Source organism: Paenibacillus polymyxa (genome assembly GCF_015710975.1).
Classification (GTDB): domain Bacteria; phylum Bacillota; class Bacilli; order Paenibacillales; family Paenibacillaceae; genus Paenibacillus; species Paenibacillus polymyxa.
In genome coordinates this window covers 1,898,104-1,916,589 of the sequence record NZ_CP049783.1, presented here as the reverse complement: position 1 = coordinate 1,916,589, position 18,486 = coordinate 1,898,104, and the positions used below count along the sequence as shown (strand labels likewise).

General features: G+C 47.1%; 17 protein-coding genes and 1 pseudogene. 4 read left to right on the top strand and 14 right to left on the bottom strand.

Annotation, left to right across the window (positions count from 1 at the left end):
* Nucleotides 1–58 precede the first annotated feature (58 nt).
* Nucleotides 59–893, bottom strand: a pseudogene (locus tag G7035_RS08630) (DNA-binding protein).
* A 165-nt stretch (nt 894–1,058) separates the two neighbouring features.
* Here G7035_RS08630 and G7035_RS08625 point away from each other — a divergent pair.
* Both G7035_RS08625 and G7035_RS08620 read left to right on the top strand, forming a co-directional pair.
* Nucleotides 1,059–1,403, top strand: a complete 345-nt coding sequence (locus G7035_RS08625) for a helix-turn-helix domain-containing protein (protein WP_016822479.1) — start codon at nt 1,059–1,061, stop codon at nt 1,401–1,403.
* A gap of 54 nt (nt 1,404–1,457) precedes the next feature.
* Nucleotides 1,458–1,811: a helix-turn-helix domain-containing protein gene (locus G7035_RS08620; RefSeq protein WP_017425998.1), complete on the top strand. Its 354-nt coding sequence runs from the start codon at nt 1,458–1,460 to the stop codon at nt 1,809–1,811.
* 80 nt (nt 1,812–1,891) lie between these two features.
* Here G7035_RS08620 and G7035_RS08615 read toward each other — a convergent pair whose 3' ends face one another.
* The 4 genes from G7035_RS08615 to G7035_RS08600 all read right to left on the bottom strand — a co-directional run bounded on the left by G7035_RS08615 (nt 1,892) and on the right by G7035_RS08600 (nt 4,469).
* Complete coding sequence (locus G7035_RS08615; protein WP_019689076.1) at nt 1,892–2,380, bottom strand: DinB family protein; 489 nt, start codon at nt 2,378–2,380, stop codon at nt 1,892–1,894.
* 4 nt (nt 2,381–2,384) lie between these two features.
* Nucleotides 2,385–3,350 carry a helix-turn-helix domain-containing protein gene (locus tag G7035_RS08610; protein WP_019689077.1) on the bottom strand — a complete coding sequence of 322 codons (966 nt, stop codon included), beginning with the start codon at nt 3,348–3,350 and terminating at the stop codon, nt 2,385–2,387.
* An 81-nt stretch (nt 3,351–3,431) separates the two neighbouring features.
* The gene (locus G7035_RS08605) at nt 3,432–3,599 is read right to left on the bottom strand and encodes a CxxH/CxxC protein (protein WP_013373879.1); all 168 of its coding nucleotides are present in this window, start codon (nt 3,597–3,599) and stop codon (nt 3,432–3,434) included.
* 105 nt (nt 3,600–3,704) lie between these two features.
* Nucleotides 3,705–4,469 (bottom strand): class I SAM-dependent methyltransferase, encoded by a 765-nt coding sequence (locus G7035_RS08600; RefSeq protein ID WP_019689078.1) that lies wholly within the window; start codon nt 4,467–4,469, stop codon nt 3,705–3,707.
* A gap of 233 nt (nt 4,470–4,702) precedes the next feature.
* Between G7035_RS08600 and G7035_RS08595 the strand changes: the two genes are divergently transcribed.
* The gene (locus tag G7035_RS08595; RefSeq protein WP_019689079.1) at nt 4,703–6,424 is read left to right on the top strand and encodes a cellulase family glycosylhydrolase; all 1,722 of its coding nucleotides are present in this window, start codon (nt 4,703–4,705) and stop codon (nt 6,422–6,424) included.
* An 86-nt stretch (nt 6,425–6,510) separates the two neighbouring features.
* Here G7035_RS08595 and G7035_RS08590 read toward each other — a convergent pair whose 3' ends face one another.
* Nucleotides 6,511–7,746 (bottom strand): S1C family serine protease, encoded by a 1,236-nt coding sequence (locus G7035_RS08590; RefSeq protein ID WP_019689080.1) that lies wholly within the window; start codon nt 7,744–7,746, stop codon nt 6,511–6,513.
* Between the two features lie 503 nt (nt 7,747–8,249).
* Between G7035_RS08590 and G7035_RS08585 the strand changes: the two genes are divergently transcribed.
* Nucleotides 8,250–8,456, top strand: coding sequence for a hypothetical protein (locus tag G7035_RS08585; RefSeq protein ID WP_013373883.1), 207 nt, complete (start codon nt 8,250–8,252; stop codon nt 8,454–8,456).
* Here the strand turns inward: G7035_RS08585 and G7035_RS08580 are convergent.
* The 8 genes from G7035_RS08580 to G7035_RS08545 form a co-directional block, all read right to left on the bottom strand.
* Nucleotides 8,425–9,231: an MBL fold metallo-hydrolase gene (locus G7035_RS08580; protein ID WP_016822471.1), complete on the bottom strand. Its 807-nt coding sequence runs from the start codon at nt 9,229–9,231 to the stop codon at nt 8,425–8,427. The two genes, G7035_RS08585 and G7035_RS08580, sit on opposite strands and share 32 nt — an antisense overlap.
* A 6-nt stretch (nt 9,232–9,237) precedes the next feature.
* A complete protein-coding gene (gene yycI / locus G7035_RS08575; protein ID WP_019689081.1) occupies nt 9,238–10,002 on the bottom strand; it encodes a two-component system regulatory protein YycI in 765 nt (254 codons plus the stop codon).
* 21 nt (nt 10,003–10,023) lie between these two features.
* Complete coding sequence (locus G7035_RS08570) at nt 10,024–11,361, bottom strand: YycH family regulatory protein (protein WP_019689082.1); 1,338 nt, start codon at nt 11,359–11,361, stop codon at nt 10,024–10,026.
* Nucleotides 11,358–13,112, bottom strand: coding sequence for a cell wall metabolism sensor histidine kinase WalK (gene walK, locus G7035_RS08565; protein WP_413782954.1), 1,755 nt, complete (start codon nt 13,110–13,112; stop codon nt 11,358–11,360). Before walK ends, G7035_RS08570 begins: the two co-directional genes overlap by 4 nt.
* 71 nt (nt 13,113–13,183) lie before the next feature.
* Nucleotides 13,184–13,915, bottom strand: coding sequence for a response regulator YycF (gene yycF, locus G7035_RS08560; protein WP_019689084.1), 732 nt, complete (start codon nt 13,913–13,915; stop codon nt 13,184–13,186).
* Nucleotides 13,916–14,147: 232 nt separating this feature from the next.
* Nucleotides 14,148–15,671, bottom strand: coding sequence for a M23 family metallopeptidase (locus tag G7035_RS08555; RefSeq protein WP_019689085.1), 1,524 nt, complete (start codon nt 15,669–15,671; stop codon nt 14,148–14,150).
* A gap of 309 nt (nt 15,672–15,980) precedes the next feature.
* Complete coding sequence (locus tag G7035_RS08550; RefSeq protein WP_019689086.1) at nt 15,981–16,637, bottom strand: hypothetical protein; 657 nt, start codon at nt 16,635–16,637, stop codon at nt 15,981–15,983.
* A gap of 229 nt (nt 16,638–16,866) precedes the next feature.
* Entirely contained in the window at nt 16,867–18,153 is a 1,287-nt protein-coding gene (locus G7035_RS08545) for an adenylosuccinate synthase (protein ID WP_016822464.1), read from the bottom strand.
* Between the last annotated feature and the right edge of the window lie 333 nt (nt 18,154–18,486).

Sequence of the window (18,486 nt, the reverse complement as noted above, 5' to 3'; positions counted from 1 at the left end):
TCTCCATTACGAGCCTATCCCCTGTTCAGGTTATACCGGATCATTCATTTAGGCCTCATCACAATGGAATGCTTTCAGTTCCGTATTCATCAAGACACCGTATTAGCATCTGTTGATATTCGCTGATTTGCTCCGCTGTTGCTGATTCCCGTAATGATTCGAACAATGCCGTACATTTCTTGAAATTACGATCGTTACCTGACTGATCTGCTAGTTGCATCGCCTGCACAGTAAGTCCCACCTGCATCCTGTAATCTGCCGTACTTCCGATAGTACAAAGCCAAATGATAGCAGTAGCTATAATAGTAAGATATGTTCTCTGCGTCTTCATAACTCTCAAATTCATCAATCTGCTCTGCAAACGTATGTAAGATATCTGCCACATCCAAATGATACATAAGCGCTGCCTGTAATATGGTATTTAGCCCCGGTAATATTTCCTCTAGATTATCCTGCAAAAAGGCTACATATTCCTCGATCAGCTCTATATTTCCAGATAAAATATCTACTGCATATAAATTAGTTTTGGCTAAAAACCTGAATTCCTCGACAACCTGATTGTCTTCTTCCTCTAAATCCTCCATCCACCCTAGCTCAGCATACTTATAGATGCACTCCCTTGCCTGCTCATATGCACCCTGATTCTGGTGAGCCATTCCGCACATCAGGTGACTGAGCCCAAAATAATATACCAACGGACGTTCTAAATTGACATGCGAGATGGGTAATTTCATTGCTTTATAATACTGCCTTTCTTCGTAGATACGCTGGACACATTGGTACAAAATATCCGCCGTCTCCATCACCTTTTTCCAATTTTCAAAAGCCACAGCCATCTCCAACATTTCAACAATGATATCCGGTTTGAGTGATTTCAGGATAGAAGTTTCCAAGAGTAGCCTCTCCTCATATTCCCATGTACAGCCAATTGTATAGAAATTGGAATAGGAGGTCAATATAAAAAGTACTTAAGAGTACAATTTTATGTGTTTTTATTTTGCATAAGATGGTCTGTAACGATATTCTCTCCTCTTCTAACCTTAAGTGGAGGTGATCACATGAGTTTACCAGAAAGTGTCGGAAACCGGATACGGGAGCTAAGAAAGGCTAAAGGATGGACACAGGAACAACTGGCAGAAGCCGCAGGACTTCATTACAGTTATATTGGCGGAGTTGAACGTGGAGATCGAAATATTTCATTGGAGACGTTGGAAAAAATTATTTTAGCGCTAAAAGTTCCAGCCTTTGAACTTTTTCAATTCGATGAACCTACGGATCGAAAACAAATCATAAATGAACTTATGTTACTCATAAATTCAAGAGAAACAACAGAACTCGAAATTCTTACTACTATTACTAAAAACATTGTTGGTTTAGTTGAGTTACAGCATAAAAAGATTTGAACTATTCCCTTCTACCTGACTTTTACACTTCATCTTCCATAAGCTTGTTATGAGGTGGTTAATATAACAAAATTACGAAATTCGGTTGGGGAAAGAATTAGAGCAATTCGGAAGGCTAAGGGATTAACACAGCAACAACTTGCGGAGCTTTCAGGATTAGATGATGCATATATCGGATCACTAGAGCGTGGTGAAAGAAACTTTTCGATTGATACCTTGGAGAAGGTGTTAACCGCCTTAAACGTGTCTATCAGTGAATTAATGTTTTCCGAAGAACATATGACTACAGACGAAATGATTCGGCAAGAAGCGATAGATGAGTTTGTTGCGCTCACCAGCAGATTAAATAAAGAACAAATCGGGATTCTTAGACGTGTTAGTAAAGAAATTTCACGCGCGTTCGACTAAGCCATTCCACCCTGAAAAGTCTTAAATAAAACCAAAAAGAGCACCCCACAGGTGCCCTCAAACCTTTTTATATAAAAAACTTAAGCATATAACATAAAAAAGCTCACTTCATGTCCCAGTTGCTTCAAATAATTATAGATCTGGGAACGGTGATGGAACACATGGGTCACAGTCTCAATCTGCCATTGAACCTGTAGATGCCCATGCTCCATATAAAAGGCCTTCGTCGAACGATTCAGATAATCGTCTTCGCTAAGCGAAAGAATGTAAGCCTTATATGCCTCAAAATTCTCCCTAAAAGTCGTAGCCAAGCGCTCGGGATCTTCCACCCCGGACAGGCTGGTTTCAATCTCTCCCACTTCACCCTCGGACTTCTCCTGCATAATCGCAAGATCCGAAGCTGGAATAAGCACAAAGTGGTGCACTAACTCCAGCAATGAACGGAAATTGTCCTGTGGGCGAAAGCTCCAATCCTCTGGACGTATTTTACGAATCAAAGCTTCCCCTGTCCGTACTCCAGTCTCCAACTCATTCAGCAGATGATCGCGAACTTGCAGTGTTCCACTCATATTCTCATCTCTCCTTTGCCATTCTTCTTCCTATTTTGAGTATAGCCGAGGGTTCCGAACGTGTATTGTAAAAATCGGACAACTTCCGAAAGTCCTTAGCCGCAGTAAGCGGGGAAGCTCCATAAAATCTGCGAAAATCACGGATTAGATGCGCTTGGTCAAAAAAGTTATGCTTCAATGCCAACTCCATCGAATCAACAGAATCACCATTCTGAATACTGTGCAGAACGCTCTGGAAGCGGACGACTTCACTGAACTTTTTGGGGCTGATCCCGATCCATTGCCCAAATTTGCGGTTGAGCTGTCTTTCACTGATTGCCTCACGCTCCGCGAGCTCCTTAACCCCCACACTTCCGCCGCTCACAAAGATGCGATGCAGCAGGTTTTTCATCAGGTCACAATCGCTTGTCCTACGACGCAGTAGAAGCTGGTTGAGATACTGATCCATTATACGCACCCGTTCATTAAAGTCTCGTGCCTCCAAAATGCGCTCACCTATGATCTCGACATTCTCGGGCCATATGTCTTCCAAGCGATAATTACTGCCTGTAAACAAATGAGTCGGCATGCCGTGAAAATAGTGTGCTCCACCGGGAAAAAATCGCACTGCAAAAATACGTGTTTCGGACCCTGCTTGTCTGGTAGACACGAACGGATTCGTAAATGTCCCACAGTATGAGAGTTCCTGACGCTTACTCACCGGGTCGTATTCTAATAGAATATCCGTACAACCATCAGGTAATACCCGGTCCACTGCCTCTTCTTCCTCCAGCCAGCCTAATGAAGCTTCGCCCCTATCCGATACTGTCATATTCCGTTCAGAAACTTCTCTGGTAGCCGGACGCGACTCCCAATAGCAGGCTACGTAAGCCCTCAGCGCAGCAGTCGGCTTTTGCTCAATATAATATGTATAGGGATCACTTCCATTGACCTGAAGCGGACGAAACAGTGAATGCAGCAAAGGGTCCATCCAACGTTCACTCCTGTCTCAGTACGTGGTGGGGATATATACAAAAAGGACGTTTCTGCCCGAAACGCCCGTGCTTGTTTTTTAGACGACCAAAAACTCTGCTTTCTTCTCACATTCCTTGCACTTCACTGGAGGGTCCCAATCCGAAAATTTCGTTTCTTTGAGATCGACGACATCCGGTGCATCCTCGTATTCATCGACGAACATATCAATTGCCAGTTCCACATGCTCTTTACATACCACGTACATTCCAGTTGCATCCCTTTCCGTTTGAAGCTCTTCCTGTTGTAGGTGTGTCAAAACCGCCTTCTTTTGTTCTACCACACTTGACGCGGAAAGAAAAGGGCTTGCCCACTATCCCTGACGTTTGGTCTTAAAAATGAGGAAATTACTGATGTTCAGGTCTTCACGGAAATGGGGATATTTCTCCAGCATGTCAACAGACGGCTTCGGTTCGATCATCCCATCCAACAACAAGCCAGCCTCAACAATGGTCTGTACATAGCTGCCCAGCGTACGATGAAAATACAAAAGCTTTTCCTCCTGATCATAAGGAATGGCTTGCTCCAATGGGCCTTCATTGAAATATTGATCCACTTTCCAATACAGCTTTTTCCCTGTCTCATCCTTCACCCATCCACTCTGCGGCGTCAGAAAGCACGGATGCAGAATAGAAAAAATAAAGCGGCCTCCTGGAACTAATAATCGCTGCATTTCGGCAATCGCCTGCTCATAATGAGCCAAGTCCTGTATGACCATATTGGACACGATCAGATCAAAGCTCTGGTCCCCGAACATCTCCAGCTTCTCCAGATTGCCATGGTGATATGTAATTCCCAACGCTGATGGTGTTCGCTCTTTGGCTAGCCTCAGCATCTCTGTCGAGTAATCGACAGCCTCCACCAAAGCACCCGCCCTGGCCATTTTCCGGCTCAGATAACCTTCGCCACAGCCGGCATCCAGCACCTTTTTGCCTGCGATCAGTCCCATACACTCTTGCAAAGCAGGATTTAGCAGCACTTCACGAGACCGATCCCCTTCTTCAGTGTACTTAGCAGTAAAATTTTCCGCATGCATATTCCAGCGTCGAATGGCCTCTTCGGTGTTCCATGTCCCCATATTTAGCTCCATCTCCCTTCCGTACTCATTAGCCCTTTGCGAATCCATCTTTCGCGTAGGGTCATAGATTCTACACTCATTTCTGTATTTTTTCAATAATAACGCTTACAATTGTAAAATAACTAATTCACACATGATTTTTACTTGAATTATGCAGGTATTCCATATTGCATTAGTATGATAGTGTTTTATTAGAAAGCGCTTTCAAAAATAACTTTGTAAAGGGGCCTGTTATGTTAAAACGAAGACCCATTTCATTGCTGTCGTTGACGCTTGCCATCACCCTATTGTTATCCACGTTCGCATCCGTTGCCGCTGCTGCTGAAACGAACGAACAAGCACAACCAGCTGCTGCAACAAGCAATATGCAGTCATACGTGGAAGCCATGCAGCCTGGATGGAATTTAGGAAATTCGCTGGATGCTGTCGGGGCGGATGAGACCGCCTGGGGCAATCCGCGCATTACCCAAGCTTTGATCCAGCAAATTGCTGCCCAAGGGCACAAAAGTATTCGGATTCCCGTCACCTGGGATAAGCATATTGGAGCCGCACCCCATTATACCGTTGAATCTGCCTACATGAACCGTGTGGAAGAGGTTGTTCGCTGGGCACTGGATGCCAATTTGTATGTCATGATTAATGTCCATCATGATTCATGGACGTGGGTAAGCAGTATGGAGCCCAAGCATGATGAAGTGTTAGCACGCTATAACGCATTATGGACACAAATTGCCGACCGCTTTAAAAATCAGCCCAACAAGTTGATGTTTGAAAGTATTAACGAGCCCCGCTTTTCTGAAGGGGGAACCACGGATGAAGCGAAAATGAATCAGATGCTTCATGAGCTAAATGTATCCTTCCACAAAATCGTTCGCGCCTCCGGTGGTAAGAATGCCACTCGTCCCCTTGTTCTGCCTGGATTAGATACTTCACCTGCTCAGGCAAAAATCAACGAACTGTATAACACGATAACCAAGCTGAACGATCCCAACCTGATTGCAACCGTTCACTATTATGGCTTCTGGCCTTTCAGTGTGAACATTGCCGGGAATACAACATTTGATAAAGCGGCCCAAAACGATATTGTTCAAACCTTTGATAATGTCTATAACACCTTTGTAGCCAAGGGAATCCCGGTTATTGTCGGTGAATATGGCCTGCTCGGTTTTGATAAACATACAGGTGTTATTGAACAGGGTGAAAAGCTGAAGTTTTTTGAATTTTTGACTTATTACATGAAAGAGAAGAAAGTAACAGGCATGCTCTGGGATAACGGCCAGCATTTGAATCGGAGCACTTACAAGTGGTCTGATCCTGAACTCTTTAATGTCATTAAGGCCAGCCTGAAAGGACGTTCCTCCAATGCAGCTAGTGATCTCATTCACTTGAAGAAAGGCTCTTCTGTTCAGGATACCAAGATCACTCTAAACCTGAACGGCAACCAGTTGAAATCGCTCAATGCCAACAGCAAGCAGTTGAAACAGGGCACCGACTATACGCTGAGTGGAGATACATTAACCTTCAAAGCCAGCTTGCTCACCAGCCTAATTACTTCCGGTAAATATGGTGAGAATGCCGTTATTAACACCAAGTTTAATAAGGGGGCAGATTGGAATTTTAAAATCGTCGTGTATGATACACCGAAATTAAGTGCTGTCGAAGGGACTACACAAGCCTTTACCATTCCAACAGACTTCCGTGGTAGCCAGCTTGCGACGATGGAAGCCGTGTATACGAATGGTGGCAATGCCGGTCCACAGGATTGGACACCTTATAAAGAGTTTGGCAATACTTTTGCCCCTGCCTATGATACGAATGGCATCAAGCTGTTGCCTGAATTTTTCAACAGTGTGAAGGATGGTGAAGTCACGTTGAAGTTCCACTTCTGGAGCGGCGATGTAGTGACATACAAAATCACCAAGAGCGGAACCCGCGTGACGGGTACGACATCTTAATCCAAGGCACTGCAGAAATCAAAAAAAGGCGTTCCCGGAAATAAGCCGGAGAGCGCCTTCTTTATAGTTAAGTCTATCATTCAACCTTAGCCTTCCGGCTTATCTGTTAATTTTAACGTCACTGACTCTTCCTTGCCTGCCCGGTAAAAGGTAACTTTAAGCTCATCGCCAATCTTCTTGTTATCATACAGGTAGCGACGCAAATCAAGCGTAGAGTTAATCGGTTCGCTATCAAACGCTGTAATGACATCGTTCAGCTTCAAGCCGCCCTCCTTGGCAGGACCATGGGCCTCCAGAACAACGGCTCCATCCTTGACGCTGTCAGGCAGCTTGAGTTCCTTGCGCTGAGTTTCATCCAAAGGTGCATATTCATTATTGAGGTCCACCGTGTACACCCCCAGATAAGGGCGGGTAATCTTGCCATCCTCAACCAGTTCATTCACCGTCTTCATTACCTCATTAGCAGGAATGGCGAAGCCCAGTCCTTCAACACCTGTATCGGCGATTTTCATCGTATTGATGCCAATCACCCGTCCGTCCAGATCGACCAGCGCTCCGCCGCTGTTTCCTTCATTAATCGCCGCATCAGTCTGAATCACATGCTGTTCCCAGTCATATACACCATCCTGATTAATGGAGATCGGAATGATGCGATTCGTATAGCTCACAATGCCGGAGGTCAGGGTGTCTCCCAATCCGAGCGGGTTGCCAATCGCAATGACCGTCTCGCCCAGACGAAGTTTGCTGGAGTCCCCGATATCCGCCACTGTGCTAATGCCTTTATCATCAACGGCCAGTACAGCGATATCACTAATGCGATCCTTTCCGACCAGCCTCGCCTCTTTTCTGACACCGTCTACGGTTACAATATCCAGATCATCCGATCCTTCAATGACATGGTTGTTTGTCATAATAAAGGCTTTGCCTGAGCTCACACGGAAAATGACGCCCGATCCAAGCGCGGATTGTTCCGTACTTTTACCGTCTTCCCCCTTCAGGTTTACGATGCTGACGACGGCTGGGCGTACCTTGGCTGCCGCCTGCACAATCCGATCATACGGATCGCCCGCTGCTTGCCGCAAGGGATAATGACTTGCTCCGGTTACCGCTGTAGTGGAGGGCAGACCTGTAACAAAGCTGAACAGCAGCACGGAAACCACTGCACTCACCGCACCGCTAATGACAGCAGCCTGCACCGGACTTACCCGACGATTCCTGTGCGGCCAACGTCCTCGTCCTCCGCGACGCGCCTTAAATGCCGTTTTTTTAGCCGCACGTGTGGACACCTTCGTTGAATAAAAATCATCATCAAACAAGCCCATGCTAATCCTCTCCCCTTCGTTGTCATGCACCGACACTCACTAAAAAATTAGGGCTATTCGGGCTTGCGCCAACCTATGCTACAGAGAACCTGCTCCGTTGAACATCTCAAATGGATTGAATATCCCCTACCATCGGAATTCAGCAACTAATCGTTCCGGTCTACTTATTAATCACCACAAATGGAACCTTCCTAAGCAACCAAATCTCATAAATTAGCATACACGCCGAATCTGACCCCGAATAGAGGAAAAAAGAGGAATGATTTCCAAACCAATGGACTACAATAGTAACAAGTCTTCTATTCTATTACAAAATGATCGTCTCATAGAGACGTTCTGGCTTGTTCCCGTCCGCTTAAAGCAGCCTATACTTTCGATGAGAGCCTTCCTTCAGAAAGCTTTCTGTTGTTAGCTTTATTGTATCACAGCACTTGGCAAAACCACAGGCAGAACCAAGCTTATTGCACGCCATTTTAAAAATATTTTTACAGGAGGAATATAGGATGAATTCCCATCGTTCCGCTATGGATGAAGTTCGCATGGCAGCCAAGCTTGCGGATTTGAAAGACGAGCACTACCGTAATACACTGGCGCTAAGTACATTGATTGAGCTACTGGTGGACAAAGGCATAGTGACCCGTGAAGAGGTCGAGCGCAAAGCCGCCGAGTTGGACAGCTTTATGGCTCACTTACCTTATCCCAAGGTGTAGGACGATCATAATACGTATCACACAATCGAAACTCACTATCCTTGTAAAAACAGCCGCGGTCTTCCATTGCCCCGCGTACGGTCAGCTTCGCAAGCTCCATCATATTGTGGTCGCGGCTCAAATGTGCCAGATACGTCCGCTTTGTCCGTCCGGTCAACAGCTCGCTAAGAATCGCACCTGCCATCTCATTGGATAAGTGGCCGATATCACTGAGTATACGGCGCTTGATGTTCCAAGGATAGCGGCCCATACGCAGCATTTCTACATCATGGTTAGCCTCTAGCACCAATACATCTGCATCTGATATCGCTTGTTTTACCTTATCGCTGACATAGCCGAGATCGGTCGCTACGCTAAGCTTCTCTGCCCCATCATAAAAGCTGTATCCTACGGGCTCAGCCGCATCATGGGAGATGCCAAAAGACTCTACACGCAATGACTCAAATTCCCGTGTCGCGCCTGTCTCCAATATTCTGCGGTTATCATCCGCGATTTGCCCAACAGCGTTGCTGATGGCAAACCATGTCTTCTCGTTAGCATATATAGGTAAATTATATTTACGCGCCATGGCGCCTAGTCCTTTAACATGATCGGAATGCTCATGCGTGACCAAAATACCATCCAACTCTTCTCCGCTCAGATCGCGTTCTTTCAGCAATTCGTCAATACGCTTTGCGCTGAGACCTGCATCGATGAGCAATGTCGTGTCTTCGTTCCGTACAACGGTAGCGTTGCCGGTCGAACCGCTCGACAGCACGGTAAAAGAAATCCCCATATCTGTTCAAGACCCTTCTGTATGTTCTGTCTTTGGACTAATGACATCTCCGTTCATCTGTACATAATACACGCCTTTTCCGTTGTCCAGCATAAACCGCCACACCGGAGCAGCCACCTGGCTATCGGAGTTAAAGGTCTGTCCGTAATATCCGAGCCGGATATCCTTCACTACGGAGTCACGCGGCAAATAGCCATCGATCAGCCTCGCCAAGGCTTTGGACGCAGGCAGCATTTTCTTTGCCTCATCCGAGGGCTGGAGCTCTACCTGAATTTTGCGATACCCTGTAATCTTCTGATTGCTGTAAAACAGAGCCAGCTTCACATTAAAGAGCGGCCACTTGCCCTGTACCAACGGATGCAGCGCAAAAGCATCTGCCTGTCCGGATACGAACTCCTCCTGGACATCCAGCGGATCATACTGATAGCTATCGATATCCTTGATTTGCGGCTCCAAAGCCTCCACTAGCGCATCATGAGTGAATACCAGCTTGCTGTCCACTGGTCTCAGCAGCTGCACAAGTTCATCTTTCTCTCCACTATGGACATAAGTATAAGACAGCTTGGGCAACTGCGGGGTATCTCCGGGAATCGGAGCCAGCACCTGAATGCTTTTCTCTTCCATTAAACGCTGCGTGTTTTCATCCAGTGAAGTAAAATCCAGATTCGGCCCGGCCGTTTCCTGCGCATCATGCCACAGTTGATAACCCAATACCACATTGAGCAGCAAAAATGTACAGATCAGTACGTTTTTAGCGCGGCTCCAATCCATTCCCGTTCCCCCTTCCTATTATCACTTTGTCTCTTGGTCTGACTTTTTTAATGTTGTATTGGATGCTGTCGTTACAGGAACAGCATGAATCTCTGCAACAGAACCGTCGCTGAACGTAACACGCCACTCTGGGATGAGCTTCAATCCGTCATTGATCAGCTCTGGCTGATATACAGGAGTCAGATCTCTAATCGACTTGCCGTCGCCTACCGTTTGCAGTTGCTTCTCCAAGGTCTCACCACCTGGCAGCATCACTTTCTTCGATGATTGCTCCCCGCCCTTGAGATACAGCAATGAACGATCATAGACAGATGCCGTTTCCTGCTGGATTTGCAAGGAGATCGTACCAAAGCGGAACGATGGCGTGTCCAGCACCGGATAAGCGCCATAATACTGCTGGAACATCACACTTGTGCGATTTTCATCGCTGCTTCTCAATTTCATCTGATACGCAGCATCCCAACCGCCATGCTGATTTACAAAATCAACTGCGGCCAACACGTCCCTAATTGGGCTGCTTCCATCCGCTCCCGGTGCACTAGGATCGGTATAGCTCATCCAACGTTGATCCTGCTTGATCTGTAAGCTACGCTTGCTATCTGTATAAATCTGTGAACCATCTTTTTCCTGAATATTGCGCGTAATGCCCGGATCGAAAAATAAATTCCGCTGCATCTGTTCTGTCGTAAACAACCCGGCATATACCACAGGCTGTACAGTCTCCAGGTCATCCACGGGAATGTAATACTGATTATTCACCAGCTTGTACAACGGGGCATTTTTTCCAAAATTCACATGCTGCCGAATGTCTTCTACCGTCATATCGAACTGGTTCGCCTCATACACCACATCACCTCTGGCACTGAAAAAGAGTGCGTGCGGCTTGGCATTCTTTTCGTCGATATAGATCCAGATGCGGTTAATCGTCTCCCCCTGAAATACTGAATCCGGCGTCAGACGCATGACCCGCTCCAGCAATGAAACCGGAACCCCGCCGGAAAATGATAATTCGATCCCCTCATTCTCACTGCGAATCCGTGCCCAGTCCGCTGACTGGATACTCCGACGTTGGAAATTGTTAAAACTTCGGCTTTCCAGCCGTGTATAAATCAAATCGTAAAAAGTAACCCCCGGATAAAAAACGGTATGTTTCTTCTCACCTTGATGAATTAGCATCCTATCAGGGAATACAAGATTTTCAATCTTTTTCTCCTGCCCCATGCTTTCAGTTTTGACATAGTTCGTTTCTGAAGTGAGTACAGAATCACTGCCCGGAAGACGGTAGATCAAAAAATAAGTCTGAACCAGGCTGGAAGCTACCAGCAAAACAAGCGTCCATGACTTCAAACGTTCCTTCACTGTGCTTCCCTCCCTTCACCCGACATAGGTAGCGTAAAGGTCGTACAAGTTCCCTGACCATATTCAGACTCCAGGAAAATCTGACCTCCATGGGCCTTTACAATTTCCCGGGCAATCGACAGCCCCAGTCCTGTGCCGCCCATATTGCGCGATCTCGCTTTGTCCACACGATAAAACCGTTCAAAAATCCGGTCCAAATCTTTTTTGGGAATACCAATTCCGGTATCCTGTACCGAAATAGCCAGCATTCCCTCATGGTTGCGACGAGCCTCGATCCGGATACTTCCACCTTCCGGCGTATATTTCAATGCATTGGACATCAAATTGTCCAGCACTTGATCAATCTGATCGCGGTCGATCACGACCTTGCCAATCCCCTGCTCTACGAACATGCCTGAGCGAATGTGTTTTTGCTTCATTTGAAAAGAAAACCGATCCGCGACCTCGTCCAGCATCTCCATCACATCGGCAGGCTGCATCCGCAGAGGCGCCTCATTGGAATCGAGCCGCGACAGATGCAGCAAATCCGTAACCAGCCGGATCATACGCTCCGTCTCGTTACGGATGACACCTACAAAACGCTCTGCGAGCTGCGGCTCAGCCATCGCGCCGTCATCCAGCGCTTCAGCGTAGCTACGGATCGTCGTCAGCGGTGTGCGCAGCTCATGAGATACATTAGCGACGAATTCCCGCCGCGTCGTCTCCATCTCCTCCTGCTCCGTCACGTCCTGAAGCACAGCAATCGTGCCCGTAATGCCAAATTCCCGCCGATGAATGGGTGTAAAGGTCACGCGGATGACGATGGGTTCATCCTGACCGGCCGGCTCCAGCTGCAAGAGCGTAGAAGCGGACGATCCGCTGTACAGGGCCTCGGTTTCCTCCGGGTCGATCCCCAGAAGTACCGCGATATGTCTACCGGTCATTTCATTCTCGTTCACGCCCAGCATGGCGCTGGCCCGGCGGTTGACCAGAATGACCCGGCCATGATCGTCGGTAGCGACCACACCGTCGCTCATATTGGTCAAGATGGAGGAGAGCTTTTCCTTCTCCTCCTCATTCTGCGACAGAGCCTCACGTAGACGTCCTGTCATATAGTTAAAGGCCACGCTCAGCCTACCGATTTCATCTTCACCAAACACTGGCATCTGCTGGTCAAACTTGCCCTCAGCGACCTCCGTCGCATGCCGTGTCATCACTTTGATTGGATGCGTAATCGTGTGGGCCAACACCACGCCCAGCACAGCCGTCAACGCGAGCGCAATCAGCATACCTGAGAGAAACACATTGTTAATGCGTTTCATCGTATCGTACAGCTCAGCCATCGAAGCAGCGATGTACACTGCACCGACAATTTTGCCTTGGCTGATGACAGGCTTGGCGACGACCTTCTTGCGGACGTTATCTTCGTCCACCATATATTCCTCGTTATCACGGATTCCTTGGAGTGAGCGGCTAACCACTGTCTGCGTATTTTTACGTCCGACATAGTCAGCATGAGAGCCTTGAGAAGTAATCAGTACTTTGCCACTGGCATCCAGCACCTGAATTTCCGCGCCGCTGAAGTCAAACAAGTTATTCACGCGTGCACGCAGACTTTCGACGCTATCTTCCTCCATTTTGCCATCACTGCCACTCAGATCCTGCTCCGCCAGCACGGACAGCATCTCCGCCCGTGCTTGCAAATCCTGCGTAAAATTACTCGTCAACGAGTTCTTCATCGAGCTGACAAAATAGACTCCAATCAACTGCATGGCCACCAAGATTAGCAGCACATAGATAATAATCAGCTTGGCATGAATGGTGCGAAAGAAGGACAGCCATCTCATGCCCGCAGGCCACCTTTGCCCCCGCTAACGATATATCCAAGGCCACGCCGTGTCAGGATCGTCTCCGGCTTGCTCGGGTTTTCCTCAATCTTCTCGCGCAGTCGCCGGATCGTCACGTCTACCGTCCGCACATCCCCGTAGTACTCAAATCCCCATACCGCTTGAAGCAAATGCTCGCGAGTCATGACCTTGCCTGCATTTTTCGCCATATAGTACAGAAGTTCATACTCGCGGTGCGTCAGGTCAAGTGGAGTTCCGTTTTTATAGGCTGTATACATATCCGCATCAAAAAAGAGATCGCCTACGCGTAGCCCCTGCTTATCCTCCTGTGGGCGGCTTTCCGGCGTGCCTGCTACGCCGCGTTGCTGTCTACGCATCTGTGCCTTCACGCGTGCCAGCAATTCGCGTGTGCTGAACGGCTTCGTCACATAATCGTCCGCACCCAGCTCCAGCCCTAGCACTTTGTCGATTTCCCCATCCTTCGCAGTCAGCATAATAATTGGCGTCTGAAGCTGATGTCCGCGCACCTCGCGGCATACGTCCATACCGTCCATGCCCGGCAGCATCAGGTCCAGCAAAATCAGGTCTGGCTGTTGCTTAATCGCGATATCCACCGCACTGATTCCATCAAAGGCGCAAATGACCTCGTATCCTTCTTTTTCCAAATTAAATTTCAAAATATCAGCGATAGGTTGTTCATCATCCACTACTAGAATCGTCCCTTGCATACAGCGTTCACCTCTTCTCACGGATCATCATCTATTATTAACTTTCGTTTGTCAGTACCCATAAGATGCTTATTCTATTCTATCATACCCGTACGCTATTCCATTACTTTTCCAGGCCCTTTTCTTTACGCAGAAAAAACCATGCCTGCACCTGGCTGTTAAGCATGCAGAAAACATGGTCTTTCTCTTTGATCCTCATCGAATCACATAACTCTCGATTTAAACATCCAATCTATCTTAAATACGTCATTGGATTTTGTGGCGTATTATTTTTGCGAATCTCAAAGTGAACATGTGTGCCTGTGGAACGTCCGGTGCTTCCCATAATACCAATCGCTTCACCTTGCTGAACAACCTGTCCCACATGAACACCAATACTATTCAAATGCCCGTATACTGTTTGATAGCCGTTGCGATGATCAATCATAATGACATTACCATAGCCATTCTGCTGACCGGCAAATGTGACGACACCTTCATCAGATGCTTGAATCGTATGATCGCCGACCAAGTCAACACCTTCATGCATACGTCCCCAACGTCCTCCGAAGCTGCTCGTCATGATTGCACCCGCAGTCGGCCAGGCAAATTGGCCCGAGCCTTCCCCCTCGACTTTCGTTCCTCTCAGAACCACCTCGGTAACAGACGGCTGTAACACCTTTTGACCGAGCCATTCCTCTTGCACGACCTCACCGTTCTCCTTGGTCAAACGGTAGTCCATTTCTTTAAGACCTGCTTGTCCCGGTCTGACCACTTTCGTAACTCCTGCTTTCAATTCATCGCTCTGGCGAATCTCTACTTCAGGCTCGATAGCAATCTGCTCGACGACCTTTTCTACCGTTCGTACCGTAACAGGTACCTTGGGAGCCGTGACCTTTAACTCGTCCCCAATTTGCAAGTACAACTCACGCAGACCGGGATTGTTCTGCTTAATCTCCCAAGCCGTCGTATCGAACTTCGTAGCAATCGACGACAAAGAATCGCCTTCTTGCACCGTATAGGTTGTAGGAGCTTCACGTCCCTCGGTCAGTACCTTAACCGCTTCTGCCTCCGTCAGCACCTTGTTCGGATCTGCTTTCACCGGCTCATACGCAATCTTTTCACTGATACTGGCAGACTCCAGCCATGCTTTAGGCGCCTTCGTGCTTGCGCTAGCATGACTACTCCCCACGGATGTTTTGCGAACTAGCCCCTTGATGCCTGTCGCTGTACCTTCACCCGCAGGTGTGTACTTCTTCTGCACTTGCTTTAAAGCTGCTTGTGCCGTCGCTTTATCCTTTACAATGCCAACCATCTGTCCGTTGACCTTCACTTCTACTCCTTTGGCATAGGCAGTCAGCATGCCGTCCAGCTTCTTCAGCGTGGCTGCGCTATCGATATCCGCCTTATATGCCTTTTCTGTGCTCGTCGTGACCGCGCTCGTATTGAGCACCATTTCCACGTCAGGATACTTGTCTTTATACTGCTTGCTCTTCGTTGTATACAGCTGCTTAAGCTGCTGCTCATTCAGGATACTGCCGACCTCAACGCCTTTAACATACACTTTATAATAAGGAACTGTATTGGCACCAACATACTGATTGCTAGCAAAAATAAGACCGCCAACAATCACAATGCCGCCTGCCGTCCAACTTAACCATCTTTTCCGTCCGTTCCACCATGTTGCTATTTTCCCTGCTTTATCGGCAGAATTGCTTTCAACACTTGAATTCCCATTCCTGTGGTCTGGTGATAACTTCCCCTTAGAAACCTCCATGGTTCTCTCCTTTTCAGCATATCCTATCTCTATTAAATGCGTTCATTATTGTCCTTTTACATGATAAAAGTAGCCGTTTTACAAGCTTATCTATGATAATAGTCGCTATCTAGCATTGCATAGTTATGTAAAAGGTTTCAAAAATTTAACCTTTTCACAACACAGTTTACTTTAACATAGCTTTTACAAAGAATTCAACTGCACTCCAATTACTTCCTAGCACGCAAAAAAATCCGCGCCCGGCGCGGATTCTACAGTCCTGTTTTGAGCATTAACATTGTCCATACATTTATGCGTTTTATTTATGCATTATTTAAGCATACCCATCAATTTGTTATATTCCTCTTTGGTCAAATACTTCGCAAGCACCTGCTGAATATCTTGCAGCTCCTGCTCGGTGAGACCGCCTTCCATTGCAGCTGATATTTTCTGCATTTCTTCTGGCGGAAGTTTATTCATAAGAATCGTAAAAATCTCCTGCTTCTGAGCCGCCGGTAAATTGTTCTTTTTCTCCGTCAGATGGTCGGGCGTAATGACCAAATCATGGCCTTCGATACTCGTTTCAGGTGTAGCTGTACCTTCTGCCTGCTGACGCGGCTCGCTGTCTGATGTTCCCGCCGACGTGGCCCCTTCCTGAGATCCCTTGTCGTTGGATGCACCACCTGTCTTATTTCCGCTTTCTTCTAAGCCCTGTCCCATGACAGGCAAAGCATTATCAGGCGGTGTTACACTTCCAGAGTCGCTCCCTGTCGTCTTGCTCTTCCCTGTACCTGTACTTTGCTCAGTACCAGCGCTGCCTTTTAGCCAGCCCCATCCCCATATCGGCTGATGATCGAGCTGAATGTTAAATTGCCGTAACAGCGATTGAACATAAGCATTCACGACCACACCGGTCACTACCAGTGTCAGCGCGCTGACCAGCACCACCGTCATTCCTTTTTTAAGCAGCCATCCAAGCCACCTCATATCCCGTTACCTCCTTATACGCATCTTGCCATGTGTACATCATGAAGTGCATATAGACCAGTATTGACGAGATATGACGATTTTTAACCCTTGGAATATGTAAAACTAGCACCAACACATCCATATAAAAAAGAAGAGGGAGGCATGAATTGCCCCTCTCCCCTTGATTTAGCAGGAATAGTTATATGATTAAACAGGCATGACGCCCTCATAGAATCCTACGGATATTTTACAAATAAATCGGAAGCACTTGGTTCGTTTGATCGCGGTTACGACCAACCGAGAAAATAGCGATTGGAATACCTGTCAACTCGGATACGCGTTGTACGTAATGGCGGGTAGTCTCCGGCAGTTCCTCCAGCGTCTTCACGCCAGTAATGTCTTCGTTCCAGCCTGGCATTTCTTCATATACCGCCTCGCACTCTGCCAGCATTTTCAAGCTAGCTGGATAATGCGTGATGATCTCGCCGCGGTATTTGTAGCCTGTACAGATCTTAACTGTTTTCAGGCCTGTCAATACGTCCAGCGAGTTCAGGGAAAGGCCAGTTAATCCACTAACACGACGGGCATGGCGCACAACGACGCTGTCAAACCAGCCTACGCGGCGAGGACGACCTGTAACCGTACCGTACTCATGGCCTGTTTCACGAATGTAATCGCCGACTTCATCGTGTAGTTCCGTTGGGAAAGGTCCATCCCCTACACGAGTTGTGTACGATTTAGCTACACCGATCACTTGTTGAATTTTGGATGGGCCTACACCAGAACCGATACATACGCCGCCAGCCGACGGGTTAGAGGACGTAACGTATGGATACGTACCTTGGTCGATATCGAGCATAACGCCTTGTGCACCTTCAAACAACACCTTACGATTGGCGTCAATTGCATCGTTCAGCACAACAGACGTATCCGCTACATAAGGACGAATAAACTCAGCATATTCCAGATACTGTTTCAATATTTCTTCAACATCCAGCGGCTCGCCGCCGTATACTTGCTCAATCACTTGATTCTTTTCCTTCGTTAGATGGCGCAGTTTCTTTTCGAATTCTTCTGCTTCCAGCAAATCAGCAATACGAATACCGTTACGAGCAGCTTTATCCATATAAGCAGGGCCAATCCCTTTACGGGTAGTACCAATTTTGTTAGGACCTTTGCGGTCTTCTTCCAGCACGTCCAACGTCATATGGTAAGGCATAATGACATGTGCGCGGTCACTAATGACCAAATTTTTTGTGGAAAATCCATTATCATGAATATAAGTAATTTCTTCAATAAGAGCGGCTGGATTCACTACCATGCCGTTGCCAATAACACACTTTTTATCTTCATAAAAAACGCCGGATGGAATCAGGCTCAGCTTATACTTTTTACCGTCAATGAGAATCGTATGACCAGCATTGTTTCCGCCTTGGTAACGGGCCACTACTTCAGCGCTTTCCGCCAGATAGTCCGTGATTTTACCTTTGCCTTCGTCTCCCCATTGTGTCCCCACAACGACTACAGTTGACATGTTTCATTCCTCCGTGGAGTGCCCACAGACACTCTGATTTTGAGCTGACGCGCTAACACATATCTGGCTTCAACCGCCTCAGCGGGCAGGTATGGAGCGTTCTCGGACAGCAGGAAAAAACGTCCGTCGCAGACATTCCGTAAGTTCGGAAAGCCCCGGGCGTAATGATCTCCCCACTGCGTTGAAGCAGCACTATAAGTGTACCAGTACCATTTTTCAAAGTCAAATAAAAAGCGAACATTATATTACATGAAAATAGTATTGTTCGTAATTGAGAGTTTCAATCGTTCTATGAAAATATATGAATTCTATAAAAAAGGCTCTCTCGTAATC